The 21,420-nt window shown below is 67.4% G+C and carries 17 protein-coding genes and 1 pseudogene; 11 read left to right on the top strand and 7 right to left on the bottom strand.

Annotation, left to right across the window (positions count from 1 at the left end; all coding sequences use genetic code 11):
* A pseudogene (locus tag G9E11_RS08440) lies at positions 1-402 on the bottom strand (hypothetical protein); the annotation flags it as partial.
* A 218-nt stretch (positions 403-620) separates the two neighbouring features.
* On the opposite strand from G9E11_RS08440, the gene G9E11_RS08445 reads away from it, so the two are divergent.
* Positions 621-1,025, top strand: coding sequence for a YchJ family protein (locus G9E11_RS08445; protein WP_190604729.1), 405 nt, complete (start codon positions 621-623; stop codon positions 1,023-1,025).
* Positions 1,026-1,071: 46 nt separating this feature from the next.
* Here the strand turns inward: G9E11_RS08445 and G9E11_RS08450 are convergent, their stop codons facing one another.
* From G9E11_RS08450 to G9E11_RS08460, 3 genes are all read right to left on the bottom strand, one after another.
* Entirely contained in the window at positions 1,072-2,040 is a 969-nt protein-coding gene (locus tag G9E11_RS08450; RefSeq protein ID WP_190604731.1) for a TIGR04086 family membrane protein, read from the bottom strand.
* Between the two features lie 227 nt (positions 2,041-2,267).
* Positions 2,268-4,241: an acyl-CoA dehydrogenase family protein gene (locus tag G9E11_RS08455; RefSeq protein ID WP_190605909.1), complete on the bottom strand. Its 1,974-nt coding sequence runs from the start codon at positions 4,239-4,241 to the stop codon at positions 2,268-2,270.
* A gap of 178 nt (positions 4,242-4,419) precedes the next feature.
* A complete protein-coding gene (locus G9E11_RS08460) occupies positions 4,420-4,722 on the bottom strand; it encodes a hypothetical protein (protein WP_190604733.1) in 303 nt (100 codons plus the stop codon).
* A 319-nt stretch (positions 4,723-5,041) separates the two neighbouring features.
* On the opposite strand from G9E11_RS08460, the gene G9E11_RS08465 reads away from it, so the two are divergent.
* From G9E11_RS08465 to G9E11_RS08480, 4 genes are all read left to right on the top strand, one after another.
* Positions 5,042-6,490 (top strand): DUF3375 family protein, encoded by a 1,449-nt coding sequence (locus G9E11_RS08465; RefSeq protein ID WP_190604735.1) that lies wholly within the window; start codon positions 5,042-5,044, stop codon positions 6,488-6,490.
* 2 nt (positions 6,491-6,492) lie between these two features.
* Entirely contained in the window at positions 6,493-7,464 is a 972-nt protein-coding gene (locus G9E11_RS08470) for a DUF4194 domain-containing protein (protein ID WP_246468826.1), read from the top strand.
* Entirely contained in the window at positions 7,461-10,940 is a 3,480-nt protein-coding gene (locus G9E11_RS08475; RefSeq protein ID WP_190604737.1) for an ATP-binding protein, read from the top strand. Before G9E11_RS08470 ends, G9E11_RS08475 begins: the two co-directional genes overlap by 4 nt.
* Before the next feature lie 179 nt (positions 10,941-11,119).
* Positions 11,120-11,875: a hypothetical protein gene (locus G9E11_RS08480; RefSeq protein WP_190604738.1), complete on the top strand. Its 756-nt coding sequence runs from the start codon at positions 11,120-11,122 to the stop codon at positions 11,873-11,875.
* A 57-nt stretch (positions 11,876-11,932) separates the two neighbouring features.
* On the opposite strand, the gene G9E11_RS08485 is transcribed toward G9E11_RS08480, so the two are convergent.
* A complete protein-coding gene (locus tag G9E11_RS08485; RefSeq protein WP_190604740.1) occupies positions 11,933-12,493 on the bottom strand; it encodes a TetR/AcrR family transcriptional regulator in 561 nt (186 codons plus the stop codon).
* Entirely contained in the window at positions 12,490-14,481 is a 1,992-nt protein-coding gene (locus G9E11_RS08490) for an MFS transporter (RefSeq protein WP_190604742.1), read from the bottom strand. The genes G9E11_RS08485 and G9E11_RS08490 overlap by 4 nt, the downstream gene beginning before the upstream one ends.
* Positions 14,482-14,688: 207 nt before the next feature.
* Between G9E11_RS08490 and G9E11_RS08495 the strand changes: the two genes are divergently transcribed.
* The 6 genes from G9E11_RS08495 (at position 14,689) to G9E11_RS08520 (ending at position 21,139) form a co-directional block, all read left to right on the top strand.
* Positions 14,689-15,822: an iron-siderophore ABC transporter substrate-binding protein gene (locus G9E11_RS08495; protein ID WP_311764323.1), complete on the top strand. Its 1,134-nt coding sequence runs from the start codon at positions 14,689-14,691 to the stop codon at positions 15,820-15,822.
* Between the two features lie 26 nt (positions 15,823-15,848).
* Entirely contained in the window at positions 15,849-16,955 is a 1,107-nt protein-coding gene (locus G9E11_RS08500) for a FecCD family ABC transporter permease (protein WP_246468827.1), read from the top strand.
* A 32-nt stretch (positions 16,956-16,987) separates the two neighbouring features.
* Positions 16,988-18,112 carry a FecCD family ABC transporter permease gene (locus G9E11_RS08505; protein ID WP_246468872.1) on the top strand — a complete coding sequence of 375 codons (1,125 nt, stop codon included), beginning with the start codon at positions 16,988-16,990 and terminating at the stop codon, positions 18,110-18,112.
* On the top strand, positions 18,112-18,954 hold the full coding sequence (locus G9E11_RS08510) for an ABC transporter ATP-binding protein (RefSeq protein WP_190604744.1): 843 nt from the start codon (positions 18,112-18,114) through the stop codon (positions 18,952-18,954). The genes G9E11_RS08505 and G9E11_RS08510 overlap by 1 nt, the downstream gene beginning before the upstream one ends.
* Before the next feature lie 80 nt (positions 18,955-19,034).
* Positions 19,035-20,039, top strand: a complete 1,005-nt coding sequence (locus tag G9E11_RS08515; protein WP_190605915.1) for a siderophore-interacting protein — start codon at positions 19,035-19,037, stop codon at positions 20,037-20,039.
* 269 nt (positions 20,040-20,308) lie between these two features.
* Positions 20,309-21,139 carry an SGNH/GDSL hydrolase family protein gene (locus tag G9E11_RS08520; protein WP_190604747.1) on the top strand — a complete coding sequence of 277 codons (831 nt, stop codon included), beginning with the start codon at positions 20,309-20,311 and terminating at the stop codon, positions 21,137-21,139.
* Here the strand turns inward: G9E11_RS08520 and G9E11_RS08525 are convergent.
* A complete protein-coding gene (locus G9E11_RS08525) occupies positions 21,136-21,420 on the bottom strand; it encodes a YciI family protein (RefSeq protein WP_190604748.1) in 285 nt (94 codons plus the stop codon). The two genes, G9E11_RS08520 and G9E11_RS08525, sit on opposite strands and share 4 nt — an antisense overlap.

Raw genomic sequence — 21,420 nt, forward strand, 5'->3', positions numbered from 1 at the left:
TACCGGCCGGGCGGCGGTCACCAGCGGGTGGTGGACGACGGCGCTGCAGAGCGCCTCCTGGAGGCCGGTGCGGGTCCGGAGCTTCCTCCAGTCGATCGGAGCACGGGGCTCGCGTACCGGGCGGGGGGCCTTGGGGGCCTTTTTCGCCTTGGCTTTTGCCGGCACCGTTTCCGTCTCGGCGGGCAGCGGGGTGCCGTCCGCGGCGAGCCGCACGATCTCAATGGTTTCGTTTTTGGGCCGGCGGCCGAACAGCGCCATCACGATCAGCGCTACAAGGCGTCCCAGCCCTGCAATCACCAGCGTGAGCATCACACTGATGCACAGGCCGATGAACATGAGGAAGGCAACGCCCAGGGTGCCCAAAAATGTCAGGTTCAGTGCAATCGTTGTCGGATCTTCCACTTCACCCTCCTTACCATCGGCGCCCGGCTCGTCCCCCAGTGATCGAGCCGGTGATTACGCCGGAAAACAGCCCCTAACAACCATACGGACTATTTACTGCCGACATGCCCGCATGGCAAGTAGCGGCAACTGTTGTTTCAAAGCTGTTATAGGACGCGGCCCTTCGCAGGCGCCGATAGGCTGAACCAGCAAGCGACCGCCACGTTCCCAGGGATGCCATGACCGAGCCAAAACCCTTTTCCGGCAACTGCCCGTGCCTTTCGGGCGAGCAGTACACGGACTGCTGCGGCCGGTTCCACTCCGGTTCGGCAGACGCAGCCACCGCCGAGCAGCTGATGCGTTCCCGTTACTCCGCCTTCGTCCTGCTGCATGCCGATTACCTCCTGAAAACATGGCATCCCAGCACCCGGCCTTCCGAACTGGACTTCGATCCGGGTCTGGAATGGCGGCGGCTGGACATCGTGTCCGCCGAGCGGGGCGGCCCGCTCGACACCGAGGGCACCGTGGAGTTCAAGGCGCACTTCCGTCAGGACGGCGAGCGGGGCGTCCACCATGAAACCAGCCGCTTCCTAAGGGTGGACCGGCGTTGGTTCTACTTGGACGCCGTCGCGCTCTACCGGTAGTGGAACCTGCGGCCGCGCCCGGCCGCAGGTCACTGGTCTTCCTGATTCAGTGCTCCTCGTAATCCGCCGTGGGAGTGAAACCGGCGCGGTCCACCTTTCGGTGGAAGTGCATGCCGGCCATGCCGCCCAAGATGGCGCCCACCAGCGCCACCAGGGCGACCACGACGGCGGCAATGATGCCGGTGGTGGTCACCTGGCCTTCGTTGACTGGAATTCGCGGGAAGCTGTTCAGCTGAGCCAGGATATTGAATTGCTCGCCGGCGATCATACCGAGCACGGCCACCAGCACAGCCGCGATCAGGGCCCAGATCCACACGGCGAACCCCTGCTTCGCGCCATTGAACCGGGCCATCCTGCCGGCGACGTAGCCGCCGCTGTAGTAGGAGGCGAAGAGGATGACCAGCAGGACGATGATGCCCACGATTCCCACTGTCTGGTTTGAGGCTGCCCGGCCCACGGCGGCGTTTACGTCGGTGTTCGTGGCAAGTCCCACGGCGGTGCCGGCCGCGGCGACCAGGGCGGTCAGCAGCACGGCCATCCCCGTGGCGGCCAGCCAGCCAAAGAACGCTGAGCCGATCTTGATGCCGCCGAACGCCTCCTTTTGGCGGGCCGCGGCCATTTCCCGGGTGGCAAAGGCCGGGTCGTCGGAGCGTGCCGTGTCCGTGCGGTCGTCCCGTTCGTTGCCGGGCGTGTAGTCGCGCTCGGCGTATGGAGTGACCGCGTCCGTGGTGTTGAGGGCCCGGGTGTGTGTGTCCGTCGAGGCGCCGGTGCTGGTGGCGCCAGCGCTTGTGGCACCGGGGCGGACGGCGGAACGCCGGGTTTGGGTGGCATCGTAGACCGGAGTTGCCTCCGTGGGAGCGTCTGCCGAACTGCGTTCCGCGGTGCTGTAGCTGGAAGGGGGCTCTGCCGCGCTGTGTTCAGGCCTGCTGCGTTCGGGCCTGTTGGGTTCGGACGTGCCTGATTCAGGGGAAGTGCGCCGGGGGCGCCTGTCCCCGGAGCCGGTTGGGCTGCTCATCAGCGACTCGCTTTCATTGAACGGACCCGGACTCAGGGGCCTAAGCCGGGCAACGCAATGCCTGAGGCCAAGGCACTGGCCTCAGTTTCTAGCTAACTCCGTTCAATGGGCATTAGCAAGGATGCTTAGTATCTTGGTTTTGGCGCGTCTCCCCTTGTCACGGGCGGTGTGGGCGGTCAGAGCTGGTGTTCCGGCGTCAGGCGTCAGGTGTCCGGTGGCTGGTGCGGTCAGCGGTAGGCGCGGTGCAGGTTTTCCTTGGTCGATACGCGCGCGGAGGCGTCGGCGATCCACGGGCCGGTCCCCTCGGACTGGTCCAGCACGCCGGCCTCCAGCCACGTGTAGTCGCCGGCGAGCACCTTGCGCGCGAGGTCGCGGTCGCCGTCGTCGGTGTTGCGCCACAGCTGGTCGAAATATTCGTCCACCCGGACGCGTGCCTGCTCGCAGAAGGCGTCGGCCAGTTCAAACGCGGTGGCACCGCGTTCAGGTGCGGTCCGGAGCAGCATCTCGGCGCGCGAGCAGCAGGCCGCCATGGCGAACAGCTCGGCTCCGATATCGACGATCCGGCCAAGGAAGGCCTGCTTGTGTTCCAGCCTGGCCTGCCAGCGGCCCATGCCATAGAAGGTCTGCCGGGCCAGCCGCCGCGAGGACCGCTCCACGAAACGGAGGTGCTTGGCCAGCCGCCCGAAATCACTGTAGGACCGCGGATCCATGCCGGCACCGGCCACCAGTTTAGGCAGCCATTTTGCGTAAAAGCCGGAGGCTCCGACGGCGGCCCGCGCCTTGTCCGAAAGGCTCGCCTCCGCGGAGGCCAGGTCCCCGGCTGCGGCGAGGTGCGCGTCCACGGCCTCGCGGGCTATGAGCAAACGCATGATCTCGGACGAGCCCTCGAAGATGCGGTTGATCCGCAGGTCGCGCAGCTGCTGCTCGGCGGGGACGGCCCGCTCGCCGCGCGCTTCGAGCGACTCGGCCGTCTCGAAGCCGCGGCCGCCGCGGATCTGCACAAGTTCGTCCGCGATCCGGTAGCTGATCTCGGTGGACCACAGCTTGGCCAGCGCCGCCTCAATGCGGACGTCCTTCTGCCCGGCGTCCGCCATTTCCGCGGAGAGCTCGAACACGGCGTCCAGGGCGAAGGCGGTGGCGGCGATGAAGGCGATCTTCTTGCTGACTGCCTCGTGCCTGCCCACCGGGCGGCCCCACTGGGTGCGCGCATTGGACCATTCCCGCGCGATCTTGAGGCTCCAGCGGCCCGTCGCCACGCACAGCGCGGGCAGCGAGAGCCTGCCGGTGTTCAGCGTGGTAAGCGCAATTTTCAGACCCTGGCCTTCACGGCCGAGCCTGTTGGCGGCCGGTACCTGGACCTGATGGAACCGGGTCACCCCGTTCTCGATGCCACGCAGGCCCATGAAGGTGTTCCGGTTCTCCACCGTGATTCCCGGGGAGTCCATTTCCACCACGAACGCGGTAATGCCGCCCTTGTGGACGGCGCCGTCCGCGTCGGTGTGCTGTGGCACCACTGCCATCACCACCACGAGCTCGGCGATCACCCCGTTGGTGGTCCAGAGTTTGACGCCGTCCAGAACGTAAGACCGGCCGTCGGTGCTCGGGACAGCAGTGCTGCCCATCCGCGCGGGGTCGCTGCCGACGTCGGGCTCGGTCAGCAGGAACGCGGTAACCGCCCCCTCTGCGCAGCGCGGCAGGTACCTGCGTTTCTGTTCGGGGGTACCGAATACCTTCACCGGTTCCGGCACGCCGATGGACTGGTGGGCCGAGAGTAGGGCGCCCAGGCTCGGGTGCACCGATCCCAGCAGCGCCAGCGCCCGCCCGTAGTACACCAGGGACAGGCCAAGGCCGCCATACTCCTGCGGTATTTTCATGCCGAACACGCCCAGTTCTGCCAGGCCGCGGAGGTACTCGTCGGGAATTTTCGCGTCGCGTTCGATGGTCCGTCCGGACATGGTGCGGCAGAACTCCGTCAGCCGTGCCATGAAGGCCTCGCCGCGTTCGACGTCATCGGGTTTGGCGGCGGGCCAGGGGTGGACGAGGGCCAGGTCAAAGCTGCCGAGATACAGGCCCTTGGCGAAGCTGGGTCTGGCCCACTCGGTTTCGCGCGCTGCCTCGGCAATGGCGCGGGCGTCCTCTGCGGACGCCCCTGCGCCGATCTTCTCCGGAGCAACGGGTGTTTCGGACGCGGGACTGTCCACGGGCGGGATGGCGCCAGTACCGTCCGCAGCCGTGTTGGCGGTGGCTGTGCTGTGACCAGCCCTGCTGTCAGGGGCCTGGCGTTCAGTTGCCTGGCTGTCAGTGGCGGAGCTCACGGGGCATCTCCTCTGACCGGATGACCGGCTCAAAGCCCTGGGTCCGCCGCGGGTGGAGAACCCTTCAGCTGTCCCTCAATGCTACCCGCGGGTAGGTTCCGGTGCTAGGGGACGGCTGTCCCTGAAACTCCGAGGGAAACTCGACTGCCGAGGCGTGGTGCACCAAGCTGTCCCAGGCGTGGTTGATCCCGTGGACGGTCCTGAGCAGGGCCCCGGCAATGACCACCCAGGCCAGCCTCCCCACACCCACCAGGACCAGCGCGGCGAATCCCGCCACCGCCACGAAGAGGACAAGTGCCAAGGCAACCATCAGCGTTCCGATGAACACCAAGGTGCCTGTCTCCACTGCACTCAAGTCGAACTGCATGCTTCCCCCTGCGCCGTTGCTGCGGTTGGATCAGATCAGTAGCTCGAGACTAGGGCCATGGGCGGAGCTTCCTCTAGCGCCTCAGCCATGCTGTGGCCGCGTTGATACGGGATCGAGACAATACTGCGCCGTAGGTCACAGAGTGATTGCGAAAACCTCATCTGTCACACCCGTAACGTTGCTAACGGGCCCGGAGTTGCCTCGGGGGTTGCGGGGAACCGCGGCGCGGGCCGCCCTGGGCTCTGCGTTAACCTTGTAGTTGGCAGTTTTTCGGGTTTCCGCTGCCCAGACCATCCCCCAAGCTGCCGAAGGAGAGTGTGTGCCCCGGTCCGCTACGTCCTCCGCTGACGCGATCAGCGCCAGGCTCAGGGACCTCGAGCTCCTTACCAAGGGGCCGGCATGGGCCCTCACCCGCTCCGCCCCGTGGGTGATCGCTGTCCTGCAGGCATCCTTCACGCGCACCCGGCCGCAGCTTCCGCTGGAAGAATTCCATGCCGACGTCGACTCCTTCCTTGAGCAGTTGCGCCGCCATGACCCGGGACTGGGCGGCCATGCCAACGGGAAGTCCTTCGGCGATGAGTGGACCCGCAAGCAGTTCCTGACGCGCCGGAACCAGTCGGGGCAGATCGTTTACGAGGTCACCGAGCCGGCCGCCCGCGTGCTGGCGTTCCTGGACAGCCTCTCCAGCGAAAGGTCCACGCTCAACGGGTCCCGGCTGGGCACGCTGCTGGGCGACGTGGAGAAGCTCGCCAACGAGACCAACCCGGACCAGAGCGCCCGGCTCGAAGCGCTGGAGGAGGAGATCGGCGAGCGGCAGCAGCTTATCGAGGACATCAGCTCCGGCGACTTCGACGGTCTCCTCGACGACGACCAGGCCGTCGAGGCGGCCGGCAACATCCTGGACCTTGCTGCCAGCCTGCCCGCGGACTACAAGAAAATGCGTGACCGGATCGAGGAGCTTGTGGGCGAGCTTCGGAACCAGATCATCGAGGAATCCCTGACGAAGGGCGCCACGATGGCCCAGGTTCTTGAGGCGGACAAGCGGCTGCGCCAAAGCCCGGAGGGCAGGACCTTCCGTTCCTTCACCGCCTTCCTCGAGGACCCGCAGCAGCAGCTGCGCTTCCGCTCCGCGATCGGCGAGGTGCTCAGCCGCCAGTTCGCGGACGACCTTTCGCCGGAGGACAGGGAGACCCTGAAAAATTTGGTGGCCGAGCTCCGGCAGCAGCACAGCCAGATCCAGCGCATCTACGGCAAGCTCAGCGAGAGCCTGAACACGTACGTCCAGAGCGACGATTTCCGCCAGTCGGTGCGGCTCCGCAAGGTGCTGCGCGAGGCGGAACAGGCCATCCGGTCGATGCCCTACGAACGCGAACGGCCGGGCCTGGTCCGGGGTCCGGTGCTGTTCAACGCAGGTTTCGAATCCCTCGCCATGGTCAAGCTTTTCGACCCGGACGAGTTTGCGGCCCCGCCCAAGCTCGCCGACCCCATCGCGTTCAGCGACTCGGACCGGGTCCGCTCGCCCCGGACCGCCAAGGCCAGGCCGGAGGCGATCCATGCCGCGGCAGCCGGTGCCTCGACCCTCGCGGAGGCCTGGGAGCAGCTTCCGCCGGAGGAGCAGCACATCAACTCCATCCGGGCGCTCCTCTCGCACGCACTCCACACCGGTGCCGGCTTTGACCAGCTGGCGTGGGAGGCCCTCGACTTCGAACAGATAGACGGCACCACCCGCAAGGCGTACCTGCCGGTGGTAACGCTCAAGAAGGATTAGCGATGACTGAAGAGATTACGACGGCGGACGCCGCGGCCCCGGTGGCCGAGCCCACCGAAACCCCGCTGGTTGAGCCTGTCGAAACCCCGCTGGTTGAGCCTACCGAAACCTCGCTGGTTGAGCCTGTCGAAAGGGAAACCCCGCAGATTTCGACAAGCTCAATCAACGGCTCAGTCAGCCCCCGCGACACGTTTGTGGACGGAGCCGCTCTCTTCCCCGGTGACACTGGCGTGCTTCCGATGAAGGTCCGCCAGGCACTCGTGAAGCTGCTGAAGGGCCCGTACGTTGATGGCGGCCGGGACGAGAAACTCTGGACAACGCTGCTGGACAACCAGCTGATCCTGCGCAGCCGGCTCTCCGAGCTGTTCCTCACGCTGCAGCTGGACCACGAGCGAAAGGTCGCTGTGCTGCGCCCCGTGGACCCGGAAGCGATCGGCGGCAGCGCCCGTTCCAGCATCCTGCGCCAGCAGCGTGCCCTGAGCCGCGTGGAGACCATCGTGCTGCTGCGCCTGCGCCTCCTGCTGGATCGCCACGTCACGGCGCAGACGGACCCGACCATCACGCGGGAAGAAATCGCCGAGCTCGTGGCCCACTACCAGCCGGCAGGCCTGCAGGACGCCCTGCGCGACTCTGACGTCGTCAACCGGGCCATCACCAAACTCCTTGCCCGCCAGCTCCTGCTCACCACCGGCCTGGACGACGTCTACACAATCTCCAACGCCCTGCCCCTGGCCCTCCCGTTCGACAACATAGGCGACATCCCCGCCCAAATCGATGCGCTAATAGCCGCCACAACAGACCAGTCAGGCACCGAACCCCTAATAGAGCTCGACGTCGACAGCACGGAGGCAGCGGAAGACACGGATGACGACGCCCAGGGCGACGTGACAACAGACGGAGCAGCCGGTGCCGCCCAGGGGGCGGCATCGACTGCGGAGTCGAAGGCGACCAGTGCAGGGAAGGACCACAAGTGAGTATTGCGAGCATGCTTCCGCTGGGCGACGTCGTTAACCCGGGCCAGATGCGCCTGGCCCTGGTGCAGGTGGTCAACTGGGGCACGTTCCACGGCGCCCACACGATGCACGTGGACCGCAACGGCACGCTGCTGACCGGCAACTCCGGGGTGGGCAAGTCGACGCTGTTCGACGCCATGCTGCGGGTGTTCGACGCCCGGCCGCGCTCCAACGAGGCGGCAGCCCAGCGTTCGGGCGCAGTGGAGGACAAGCGGACCACGTTCACGTACATGCGCGGCAAGGTGGGGGACAAGGCCGTCGGTGAGGGCTCGGCCAGTGCCTTCCAGCGTCCCGGTGCCACCTGGTCCGCCGTCGCCCTCACGTTCGACAACGCAGCCGGCACCAAGGTGACGGTGTCGGCTCTGTTTGACCTGCCCAAGAACGGCACGGAGTCCAGCGTTGGCCGGTACTACCTGATCGACAACAGGCCGCTGGACCTCCCCGCCATCGAGGACATCGCCGAGAAGCGGTTCACCCGGGCCGCGCTGGAGAACATCTTCCCGGAGGCCCAGGTCTTTGACGTGCACAAGGCCTTCGCCGAGCGGTTCCGCCGGCTCCTGGGCATCAACTCGGACCAGGCGCTGCCCCTGCTCCGTGTCATCCAGGCCGGCAAGGGCCTCGGCGGCAGCGTGAACACCTTCTTCCGCGACCAGGTGCTGGATGCGCCGGCCACGCTGGCGGCGGCGGACGACGTCGTCGAGGAATTCAGCAACCTCATGTCCATCCGGCAGCGGCTGGAGGACGTTCGGCAGCAGCGCGACCAGCTGGCCCCCGTCCCGGGACTGAACAGGGAGTACGCGCAGTCACTGCTGGACGCGAACCGGCTGCGTGAACTGGCGGGCGAGGAGTTCGAGGCTTACCGGCAGCAGCTCGCTGTCACCGTGCACGAAAAAACGCTCGCCCGCTTCAAGGCGCTCGCCCAGGCAAAGGCCAAGGAGCTCGCAGCGGAACGCGGCGTGCGGGACGGGCTGGCCAAGGAACTCCGGCAGCTCGAAGCTGACTATAACAACCAGGGCGGCAACGCCATCTCCTCGATCGAGCAATCCCTCGGGAACGCCCGGGTGGGGCTGAAGCTCAGCCAGCAGGTGGAGGAGGCGGCCCGGCAGGCGCTGGCGGATGCCGGCCTGGACCTGGAATGGACGGCTGAGGGCTGGGAGCAGGCCCACGAACAGGCGGCCACCCGTTCTGCCGAGCTGAAGGACGACTCCGCGGCCCTGCAGGAGCTCCGCTTCGAGGCCTTCGACGCCCACGCCACGAAGAAGCGCGAGCTTGCCGCAGCCGAGCAGGAGCTGGTGTCGCTGAAAACGCGCAAGTCCCTGCTGCCGCCGTCGAGCATTGAAAACCGGGCCGCGATTGCGGCCGCCACCGGCGTCCCCGAGGAGCAGATGCCGTTCGGCGGCGAGCTGATCGACCTCGCGGAGGGCCAGGATCACTGGCGCCCCGCCGCTGAACGTGCCCTGCGGAACCTGGCCACCACGCTGCTGGTCCCGGGCGAGCACTTTGCCGCCGTCACCCGTTACCTGAACGGCCACGCCGTCCGGGGCGCTTTGCGCGCGGTGGACGTGTCCAAGCCGCTCGCCGGGGCGGCGCTCGCAGTGGAGGACGTGGCCGACGGCGACCTGCTGACCAAGCTGGACATCCTAACCACCGGGACAAAGGGCGGCGCAGCCGCACAAGCAGGCGTGTGGATCCGTGAGCGGATCGCCCTCGACTTCGCGTACCCGTGCGTGGAGAACCCCGATGAACTGGCGGCCCTGGACAAGGGCCTGAGCCTCGGCGGCGTGGTCAAACGCAACCGGCACACCGTGGAGAAGGACGACCGGTTCACCGGCCGGCAGGACTACGTCCTCGGGTTCGACAATGCCTCCAAGCTGGAGCTCGTGGCCGGACAGGTGGAGGACCTGCGCCAGGAACTGGCCAAGGCGGCACAGCTGGCCCAAAGCCGCGAGGAATCGCACCAGGACCTGTCCCGGCAGCTCGAAGCCCTGCGCAGGGTGGCCGAGGACAACCGCTCGTGGGAGCAGGTCTCGGCCGCGGTAGCGGCAGACGAGCTTGCCAGGATTGAGCAGCGGCTCAAGGACGCCCTCGCGGCCCAGGCGGACCTTGAACCGCTCCGCGCCAACATCGAGGCGGCGCGCCAGAAGCACCAGTCCAGCACCGAGGCCGCCGCGGTGCTGCAGAGCGAATACAAGGCGCTGGACCAGCGGCTCACCGCCTCCGACTCGCTGCTGGAAGCCGCGCGCATCCGCCTGACCCAGGCGCCGCCGTCGGACTCCACCTCTGCGGCGCTGGTGCCGTACTTCGCCGAATTCGGCGACGTCGCTGAAATGCATGAGCTGGACAACCTTGCCGGCCGGGTGCGGACCCAGCTGCTCGGCGACCTGCACGGTGCAGAGTCCCGGGCCCAGGCCACGTCGGAGCGGCTGACCCGGATCTTCGAAGGCTTCGTCCGCGACTGGGGCACCGCCATTTCGGCCGACCATGGCACGTCCATCGGCGCCGTCGGCGAGTTCGAAGCCCGCTACCACGCGATCATCAATGACGGGCTGCCGGCTCAGGAGGCCGAGTTCCGGCAGTTCTTCAACCAGCGCACGCACGAGTCGTTCAGCACGCTGCTCCACCTGCTCGACGAGGAACGCCGGTCCATCACCAGCAGGATCCTGCCGCTGAACGGGATCCTGTCCGAGGTGAATTTCCACGAGGGCAGCTACCTGGAACTCGACATCAAGCAGACCCTGCCGGCCACGGCTAAGCAGTTCAAGGACGCCATCCAGAACGCGCTGAAGACCCGTCACATCCGGCCGGCCAAGGCAGAGGCAGCCAAGGCGGACACCGCCCACGCCGGCCAGAATGAGGACGCCGAGCTGACCGCCCGCTACAAGTCCCTGGAGACGCTGGTGAAGCGGCTGGGGTCGCAGACTCCCGAGGACCGGCGCTGGCGGGCTGAGGTGCTGGACGTGCGCGGGCACCTGTTCATCCAGTGCAAGGAGCACCGCGAGGTGGACGCCCCCGGGAAGAAGGGCGGCAAGCGCACGGACGTGTTCATGCACGCCGACACCGGTTCCATGTCCGGCGGTGAGCGCCAGCGGTTCACCGCGTTCATCATGGCCGCGGCGCTGAGTTACCAGCTGGGCATCGCCGAGCAGGGCTTCACCACGTACGGCACGGTGATGATGGACGAGGCATTCGTGCTTGCCTCCGAGGAATTTGCCGGGGCGGGCATCAAGGCGCTGCACGAGTTTGGCTTCCAGCTGCTCCTTGCGGCACCGGAGAACGTCATCGACCTGTCCCGGCACCTGGGCTCGGTCACGGAGATCCTGCGGGACAGGCGCACCAACCGCTCCGGCGTGCTCACTGCCCCCGTTATCACCCCGAAACCGGGCACAGAAGGGCAGTGGCGGTCCGAGGCCAATCCTGTCGATATCGTGCTGCGCTAGTCCATAACGCTTTCACGCGGTTTATAACAAATCGATGGATTTATTGCTCTGGCCCTAGAGGCGGGCTGTTTTGGCGTGCCACTGTGGTGACTCCACCAGTCTTCGCCAAGCGCTCCACAGGGTCACGGACACTCCCATGCGGCGGGCAGAGCAGCCCCTGTGAGCTTGACGGCGTCATCATGAAAGGCACCATCATGCGCCCTGCGTTCCGCGCCCCCGTCGTCTCTGTCCTTGCCGCTGCCGCCGCCTTCGCCCTGGCCGCGTGCGGCGCCCTGGTGTCTTCGGCCCCGTCGTCATCGTCCGCGTCATCGTCCGCGGCAGCGTCCGCGACGGCACCGGCGTCACCGAGCCCTTCAGCCTCCGCCGCTGGCGGGGCCGGCGCCGGGGGTGCGGCGACGCCGGGGACCACGCCGTCGTCCGCTCCGGCGCCTGCCGAGCTGAAGACGTACACCTTCCCGAACGGCCACGTGTCCTTCAAGTACCCGGCCGACTGGAAGGTTGAGCTCTTCACCGGCGGCGGGTCGCCGTTGGAGTCGGCCACGGCCACGATCATCGACGCCAGCGGCACCGAGCAGGCCACTGTCTACTCCGGACGGATCGCCGACGGCGTCTCCCACCCGGTGACCCGCACCGTCTACGAGTCCGCGCCGGTTCCGGGGCTCGCGGCGCAGCCCGCGCCGGCTGCCCACTACGCCTTCTACGTGGACCGGATGGACAGCAACGCGACCTACCGGATGCACCTGGCGGCGGGGGCCCCCAAGCCCGGGCAGGGATCCGCGCTCGACGGCATCATCCGCGCCGGGGACGGCGTCATCCTGGCTGACGTGAAGTTCATCGAGAAGCCCTTCGCCAATGACGCCGCCGCCAAGTCATGGCTGGCTGGTGCGGAGGGTCAGGCCCTCAAGGCGCTGCTGCTGAGCATCTCGTACAAGTAACGCCGCTGGTTGAACCCTCCGCTGGTTGAGGTTGCCGAAACCACGGTTTCGGCAAGCTCAACCAGCGGCTGACGCGTGTGCGGCAGCGCACGCGTCGATCGGCGCCTGGACGATCCCCCCGTAGTAGGCCACGAGCTCGTCGAAGTCCCAGCCGTCGAAGAGTCCCAGCGTCCGCACGGTTTCGCCGAAGCCGGTCATCAGTGCGGTGACAGTCGACGCATAACGGCGGTCCGGCGTCGCATCCCCGATCAGCTGCGCGATGCTGCCGACGTAGCGTTCGCGCAGCTCGTTCCGCGCCGCTTCGGGATCCGGGGCATCGTGAACATTGATCGGAATAATGGCCCACGGCTCGTGCATGCCGCGTTCCCGCCGCATCAGCACGCGGAAGACCAGGGCGCCGCCGAGCTCGGAGGCCGGGACAGACAGCTCGGTGAGCAGCGACTCGTCCGGCTGCGCCGCCGCGAACAACTTGGCCTTGGAGATAAACAGTTTCATCACCAGGGCCGCCGAAACCCCGGCCTCAGCAGCGATGTCCCTGACCGTGACGGCCCGGTAGCCGCGTTCGCCGAACAGCCGGCCCGCCGCGGTGAGGATGGACTCCTGGCTGGGGCTGCTCATGCGCGCACCGGCTCCCCGCCGATCCCTTCTGCGCTGTTCACCTGAGGAGCGCGTTCAGCGGCCAGGTCCACGGTCACGGACCGGTTGTCGACGGCGAGCTTCCGCGCCACGGCTTGATGAGTCACGGGATGAAGCGTAGCCACTATGTAGCGCCCGGCGGCGGGCAGCGGAAGCGTGTACACGCCGTCGTCGTCCGTCCTTGCTGTGTCCACATGCTCCCCGGTGGCGTGCAGCAGCGTGACCACGGCGCCGGTTACGGGCTCGCGGCCGATGGCCGCCCTACCCCTGATTTCCAGCCGCTGCTGCAGGAGGAAGTTCTGCTTCAGCGTGCGCCCGTCGAAATCGAAGACCTCCGCCATTGGCGCCCAGCCCGCCGCGTTGGCCACCACGAGGTACTTTCCGGCGCCAGGCAACGCCACCGAATAGTTGCCCTCAGTGTCCACGCGGCTCCAGTCCACCGGATCGCCCCCCGTCTGGAGGACAGTAACGACGGCGGGAGTAAGCGGGCGGTGGTCGGGTGCCAGGACGCGCCCCTGCACTACCAGTTCTGCTGCCGCCGTCGCTGCGGGGCGGTGCGTGGTGGTGCGCGGGATGAAGATGGCAGCAAGGACGGACGCCGCGGACGCCAGCGCGGCCATCCAGAACACATCCCGGAACGCATCAAAGGACGGCAGCAGGGCGGCACCCAACGGAATGGTGACCGAGGTCAGCACCGCGGCGACGGCGGCACTGGAGGTCGACGTGCCAATGGAGCGGACCAGGCTGTTGAGGCCGTTGGCGGAGGCGGTCTCCGTGATCGGGACGGCACCCATGATCAGCGTTGGCATGGCGGCATACGCGATGGCCGTGCCAACGCTTACCACGGTGGAACCAATGATCACCCAGGTGATGGAGTCGTAGAAGAAGACCCGGCCCACGTACCCGACGATCATCACTGCGGCGCCGGCCAACAGGGCGGACTTGCCGCCGAAGCGCCGGATGATCCCGCCGGACACCGGCGCGAACACCACCATGGCCAGTCCGGACGGCACCATGCAGAGGCCGGCCGTGATGACGTTCAGTTCAAAGCCGTAACCGGTGGCAGCGGGGAGCTGGAGCTGCTGGGTGGTCAGGAGCATGTTGGCGAACATCGCGAAACCGATCAACAGTGACGCGAGGTTGGTCATCAGGACAGGCCGCCGCGCCGTGGTGCGAAGATCCACCATGGGCTGGCCCACCCTGAGCTCGTAGGGAATCCAGGCGGCCAGCAGCAGGGCCGCCGCGAGGAACAGCAGCAGCACGGGTTCCGAGCCCCAGCCCCAGGTGCCGCCCTTGGAAATGGCCAGGAGCAGCGATCCCAACGCGGCGGAGAGCACCAGCGCGCCCGCATAGTCGAAGCGTCCGGGAGTGCGCACCTTGGACTCCGGAACCACGAGCACAACCGCCAGCAGCAGCAGCGCGCCGGCTGCCGCGGAGACCCAGAAAATGGACGTCCAGCCGAGGCTTTCATAGAGGAGGCCGGCGAGCGGCAGGCCCATGGCGCTGCCGATGCCCAGGGTGGCGCTCATGAGTGCCACTGCGGAGCCCATCTTTTCCTTGGGCAGTTCATCGCGCATGATGCTGATGCCCACCGGGATCAGTGATGCGGAGAACCCCTGAAGCGCCCGCCCGATGATCAGCCACAGGAAGGTCCCGCCCAGGGCGGCCATGACCGAACCGGCCACCATGATGGCCAGGCAGATCACCATCATCTTCCGCTTGCCGTACATGTCGGCGCTGCGGGACACGATCGGTGTGGCGACGGCGCTGGCGAGGAGCGTGGCGGTCACCAGCCAGGACGCATCGTCAGGCGTGACCGACAGGATCCGCGGAAAGTCCGGTAGCAGCGGCACCACCAGGGTCTGCATGAGTGCCACCAGCGTGCCGCTGAGCGCCAGGACCGTGGTGATGGCGGAGGCGCTGCGGGTTGGTTTCGGGGCGGAGTGTGCTGGGGCGGGGGGTGCTGTCATGTGCGGCGGGGCCTTTGGGGGGAGGTGCGCCCGAATGGGGTGAACGGGCGTTTACTCCTTCGAGTGAACCATTGTTCACCCTTAGGTGGCAAGGCAGCTGGCAGTTAGTCTAGCCACTCGCGGCAATTACGTGACGCAAACCTTTCGTAATCTCACGAAGGATAGGCTAGCCTTACTTAGGTTCGCTTCATTCACCTAAGGAGTTCCGTGACTTCCCCCCTCTTCCCCGGCCGGTGGGCCGCTACCGGCGGCGCTGCTGCCGCCGGCACCACGCGCCGCTTCCTGCTCAAAACCGCCGGCAAGGCCACCGCCGTCCTCGCCGCCGCGGCACTCTCCCTGACCGCATGCTCCACCGGGCCGGCCGCTTCTTCTGCTTCGGAAGCCAGCGCCACTTCATCCGCCAGTGGGCAGTTCCCGGTGACCATCAAGCACGTCTTTGGCGAAACCACCATCAAGGCACAGCCCAAGCGCGTCGTCACGGTCTCCTGGGTCAACGACGACGTTGCCATTGCGCTGGGCGTGGTTCCGGTAGGCGTGCCTAAGAACGAGTGGGGCGGCAACGCGAAGGGCTCGACGCCGTGGAAGGACGCCGCGCTGGAGAAGCTCGGCGCGGGCTTCGGTTCCGACAAGGCGCCGGTCCAGTTCTCCGAGGCCGACGGCATCAACTTCACTGAGATCGCCAAGCTCAACCCGGACGTCATCCTGGGTGCCTACTCCGGCCTGACGGAAGAGGACTACAAGAAGCTCACCGAAATCGCGCCCGTTGTTGCGCATCCCGAGCTGGCCTACGGCACGTCCTGGCAGGACTCCACGAGCATCATCGGCAAGGCGCTGGGCAAGGAAGCCGAAGCCACGAAGCTGATCGTCGACACCGAGGCCACCATTAAGGACAAGGTTTCCGCCTACCCGCAGCTCGCAGGCAAGAGCTTCATCTACGGAAACCTCGAGCCGGCCAAGAGCGACGGCGTGAACGTTTACACCGCCAACGACAACCGGCCGCGGTTCCTCACCGAAATCGGCATGAAGCTCGCCCCGGTGGTGGAGGAGAACTCCAAGGGCTCCAAGGAGTTCTTCATCCCGTGGTCGGCGGAGAAGGCCAACGAGCTCGAGTCCGACATCTTCGTGACCTGGGTTCCGGACGCCAAGACCACCGAGTCCATCAAGGCTGACCCGCTGCTTGGCCAGATCCCGGCCATCAAGAACGGCGCCATGGTCGCGGACTCGGACAACACGCTCACCCTGTCCATCTCTGCCTCCTCGCCGCTGAGCCTGCCGTGGTCGCTGGACACGTTCCTGCCGCAGCTGGCGAGCGCAGCGGATAAAGCCACAGGCGCGGTCTGAGCCGCGGCTGGGCAGGCAACTTTCCCATGACACCGAGCACAACGGCGGCGACCAATCCGCGCGAACTGGCAGCTAATGACGCCAAACCCGGCGCTATAGGGCATCACCTGCCAGTTCGCGCCCAGCCTGCACGCAGGGTTCCCGGGCCGCGCGCCGCCTGGCTGCTGAGCGCCGTCGTCGTGCTCGTTGTTGTCTGCGGCGCCTCACTTGCCGTGGGCGCCCGGGGCCTGGCCCTCGAAACCGTGTGGCAGGCACTGACCCGGTTCAACCCGGCGGACGGTGACCATGCCGTGGTGCATGCCCGGATCCCGCGGACCGTCCTGGGCCTGCTCGCCGGTGCGGCACTGGGCCTGGCGGGCGCGGCAATGCAGGGCGTGGCCCGGAACCCGCTGGCGGACCCGGGCATCATCGGCGTCAACGCCGGCGCCGCGCTGGCCGTGGTCACCGGAATCTACGTCTTCGGCATCTCCTCGCTGACCGGCTACATCTGGTTCGCGTTCATCGGCGCGGCTGCTGCCGCCGTCGTCGTTTACCTCATTGCCTCCATGGGCCGGGATGGCGCGACGCCGGTCAAGCTCGCCCTGGCGGGCGCCGCCCTGAGTGCGGGGCTGTTCTCGCTGATGAACGTCATCCTGGTGTCCAGCCAGGACACACTGGACCGTTTCCGATTCTGGCAGGTGGGCGGCATTGCGGGGCGCGACTGGTCCGTGGTGCTGCCCGGGCTGCCGTTCCTCATCGCGGGGGCACTGATTGTGCTTCTCACTGGACGGGTCCTCAACAGCCTGGCGCTGGGCGACGACGTCGCCCGCGGCCTGGGCCAGAACGTCGGCCTGGCCCGGGCCGTCACCGCGCTGGGCATCGTCCTGCTGTGCGGTTCAGCGACGGCGCTCGCCGGCCCCATCGGGTTCGTGGGCCTCGTTGTCCCGCACGCCGTCCGCTCCCTGACCGGGCCCGACTACCGCTGGATCGTGCCCTTCTCCGCCGTACTTGCACCCGTGCTGCTGCTGGTGTCAGACATCGTGGGCCGCGTAGTCCTGCTTCCCGGCGAGGTCCCGGCCGGCATCATGACCGCCTTGATCGGAGCGCCGGTCTTCGTGTGGCTGGTCCGCCGTGGCAAGGGGGCAGGCCTGTGACTCCGAACCCGGCCACCTCCGCGACCACCCCCATGCGCGAACGGGCAGATAGGGCCCTCAAAACCGGCGAAACAGGGCATTATCTGCCCGTTCGCGTTTCGAACCGGCAACTTAACTGGCTGAACCGGAGTCTGCTGAACCGGACCGCGGTACTGGCCGCCGGCGTCGTGCTTCTCCTGGCGGCCAGCATCCTGCTGGGCAGCTACACAGTGACCATCCCCGATTTCTTCAAAATCCTCGCCGCCCACTTCACCGGTGGCGAGAAGATCCCCGGCGCCAGCTTCATCGTGATGGAGGCCAAGCTGCCGCGGGCGGTCATCGGCTCGCTGGTCGGGCTGGCCTTCGGGCTCTCGGGCGCGCTTTTCCAGACCATGCTCCGCAACCCCCTCGCCAGCCCAGACGTGATCGGCATCAGCTACGGCGCCAGCGCGGCGGCGGTGTTGGCCATCGTGGTGTTCGGCGCCTCCGGCGCCACGGTGTCCGGTGCTGCGCTCGGCGGTGCGATGGCCGTGGCGGCCCTGATCCTCGGCATTTCCCGCAGCGGATCCCTGGGCCTCGGCGGTGGCAGCCGCGGGAACGCCGCCGGTAACCGCCTCGTCCTTGCCGGCGTTGGCATCGCTGCCGCGCTGCATGCCATGGTCAGCTTCCTGATGACCCGGGCCGACATCCGCACTGCCGCGGAAGCGCTGATCTGGATCAACGGTTCGCTCAACTCCGCCAGCTGGGACCGAGCGTGTGTGCTGGCCCTGACGCTGATGGTCCTGGTCCCGGCAGCCGCACTGCTGGCCGGACCGCTGCGCATCCTCGAACTGGGGGACGACGCCGCCGCGGGGCTCGGCATCCGCGTGGCCGCGACCCGGCTGGGGCTGGTGCTCACCGCCGTCGCGCTCGCCGCAGGGGCGACGGCGGCCGCGGGGCCGGTGGCGTTCGTCGCCTTCCTGGCCGGCCCCATCGCCCGCCGCTTCACCGGCAAAGCAAGCCTCCCGGCGTCGGCCCTGGTGGGCGCCCTGATCGTCCTGGCGGCGGACTATTTCGCCGCCAATGTCGCCCCGCTGCTGCTGGACGGCACCGTCCTGCCGGTCGGCGTCGTCACCGGCGCCCTCGGCGTCCCGTTCCTGCTGTGGCTCCTGGTCACGTCCAACCGAAAGGATGCCTGATGGCTGTTCTGCAAGCCCGGGACCTCACGCTGCAGTACGACCAGCGCCGGGTCGTGGAAAACCTCACGGCGGAGATTCCCGAGGGCCGGGTGACCATGATCGTGGGGGCCAACGCCTGCGGAAAATCAACGTTGCTGCGGGGGCTGTCGCGGCTCCTGAAGCCGGCCGGCGGCGCGGTCACCCTGGACGGCAAGGACATCCACTCCCGCCCGGCGCGCGAGCTGGCCCGCACCCTCGGCCTGCTTCCGCAGCACCCGACGGCGCCGGACGGCATCACCGTCCGTGACCTGGTGGGCCGCGGACGGTACCCGCACCAGGGCTTCTTCCGCAGCTGGTCGGAGAAGGACGACGCCGCGGTGCAGCGCGCGCTGGAAGCCACCGAAACGCTGGAGCTCGTCGGGCGGAACGTCGATGAACTCTCCGGCGGTCAGCGCCAGCGGGTGTGGATCGCCATGGCGCTCGCCCAGGAAACGGACGTGCTGCTGCTCGACGAGCCCACCACCTACCTGGACCTGGCACACCAGGTTGAGGTGCTGGACCTGGTCACCGACCTGAACCGGCAGCGTGGCACCACCGTGGCGATCGTGCTGCACGACCTCAACCTCGCCGCGCGGTACGCCGACCATGTCATCGCCCTGAAGGCCGGACAGATCGTGGCCGAGGGCGCATCGTCCAGCGTGATTACCGAGGAGCTGGTCCGGAACGTCTTCGGGCTGGAATCCCGGGTGGTTCCGGACCCGGTGTCCGGCACGCCGCTGATCATCCCCCTCGGCAGGCACCACGCCGACCCAAAAGTTCAGACCACGACCCTTTCGACGACGACCCTGGAGATGGCCTCATGAGCGCAGTACAGACCAGTGCAGTACAAAGCAGCCCGGCCCGCACGTCCATCACGGACCGTCCCGGCTTCGCCACCGAGCCGATGACCCTGGCGTTCGATGTCACCGTCTCGGCGGTGCAGGAGCTCAGCCCGAACTTCCGGCGAGTGACGTTCGGCGGCTACTCGCTGCGCGACTTTGGCGTCCACGGCGACAGCCTGGACCTGCGCATCAAGCTCATGATCCCGTCGCTGGGGCCGGACGGCAGCTGGCTTCCGCTGCCGAAGTTCCGGATGGAGGAGAGCGGCTGGTACCAGGAGTGGCTGGCCATGGATCCGGCCACCCGCGGCGCCATGCGCACCTACACCGTCCGGCAGGCCCGGCTGGACGCCGTGTACCCGGAGATCGACGTCGACTTCGTGATGCATTTCGACGCCGCCGGCAACGGCGGTCCCGCGGCGAACTGGGCGCTGACGGCCCGGCCGGGGGACGCCATCACCCTGATCGGGCCGAACAACCGGGCGGCGCACTGCGTTACCGCGGAAACGTACTCGGGCATCGAATGGCGGCCCGGCCTCGCCGGACGGGTGCTCCTGGCCGGCGACGAGACGGCTGTCCCCGCGATCAGCGCCATTCTCGAAAGCCTGCCTGAGTACATGACTGGGCATGCCTTCCTGGAAGTGCCGGAGGCCGGCGACTTCCTCGATTTGGAGACAGCAGCCGACGTCGAAATCACCTGGCTGGCACGCGGCGCCTCGATCGGCAGGTCCCGGCCGCACGGGGAGCTCCTGCAGGAAGCGGTGCGGGCGGCGGTCCCCGTGCCGGGCTGGGTGGGTATCAAGTCCGCCGGTGCCGCCGGCCCAGAGCCGGACGACGTGAACGTGGACCAGGAGATCCTCTGGGAAACCCCGGCCCGGCTCGATGCCGCCACGGTCAGCGCCACGAGGAACCCCGACAAGCCCGCCGGCGCCATGCCGTTCTACGCGTGGATTGCCGGGGAAGCCGGGGTCATCAAGGACATGCGGCGCTACCTGGTCCGCGACGTCGGGATTGACCGGAAGCAGGTGGCCTTCATGGGGTACTGGCGTCAGGGCAAGGCCGAGCTCTGACCCCGATCCTTGCGGGCTGGACTGGGTCCGCCTCCACCGCCGACTTGCCGTCGCTTAGCGGTTGGGCCCTTCCCAAACTTCGCAGGCTCAGTTCGGGGCCCTCGGGCCCGCCCTTCCTCCCGACGCTTCCTTCGGCCGCGGGCGGCCTCGCTCAGCTTTGGTCGGCGATGCGCTCCTTCGCAAGCCAGCGGCTGCGGCTCGGCGGCCCGCTCACCTTGGGTTAATCCGTTCTTTCCCTTACGGCCTTCTGGGTTAGCTAGTTTGTCCGGATGGGTGACTCTCCTTTGCTTCCGGACCGGGGCAGGCGGCGGGTGTTCGTTGCCTTGGGGGACTCGTTCACCGAGGGCGTGGGCGACCGGAGTTCAGGGCTGCCGAACGGGGTGCGTGGCTGGGCTGACCGGGTGGCGGAGAAGCTGGCCAAGGCAGAACCGGGCTGGCATTACGCCAACCTGGCCATCAGGAGCAAGCGGCTTCGCCACATCGTGGATGAGCAGCTGGAGCAGGCGCTGGCCATGGAACCCACGCTCATCACCCTCTATGCCGGCGGCAACGACATCCTGGACTTCGGCACGGACATGGACCAGCTCCTCGCGCAGTACGAGGAGCTCGTAGCCCGGCTGGCGGCCACCGGTGCCACCCTGGTCCTGTTCACGGGGTTCGACGTAAAAGTGTCAGCGGTGCTGGAGCCGTTGAAAAAGCGCAACACCCGGTACAACCGGCGGGTCCGTGAGATTGCGGCCAGGTACGGTGCTGTGCTCGTGGACTACTGGTGTTTTGAGGCCTTTCACGACCGCAGCATGTGGGACACCGACCGGCTGCATATGTCCAAAGCAGGGCACAAGTACCTCGCCGCCCAGGTCCTGGACCATCTGGGCGTGCCGCACAAGATCAGCCTCAAGGAGTGGGAACCGCCAGCCAGGATGACGCTCCGCGACTGGGAGCGGCGGCAGCGGCGCTGGGTGAGTGACTGGGTGCTGCCGCTGTTTGGCCGGAAGCTCCGCGGCGTCACACTGGGCGACAACCTTGGCCCGCGCTGGCCGCAGCCCGTGAAGGTCCCGCGCAAAGGCGGCCTGAAAAAGCTGATGGAGCCGCGCGATTAGTCCAGCAGGTTCTCGAACCCCGGCGCAGTACGGTTTGCGGCGAATTCCATGACATCGAAGTCGGCAACGCCATGCACGTTGAATGGGTCCTTGGCCAAAGACTCATCGAGCGTCGGCCGGTCGGCTTTAGAGAGCAGCACGCCGCCCGTGCGCGGAACCTTGCGGCCGGCGGCGATGAAGACGCCTTCGTCAAAAGCATCCTTCAGCCAGTCCACATGGGCATCCAGGTGCTGGTCCACGATCTCTTGGTCAACCTTGTAGGTCAGGGAAACTACGTACAT

Origin of the sequence: Arthrobacter ipis, from assembly GCF_014694315.1 — a bacterium.
Taxonomy (GTDB): domain Bacteria; phylum Actinomycetota; class Actinomycetes; order Actinomycetales; family Micrococcaceae; genus Arthrobacter; species Arthrobacter ipis.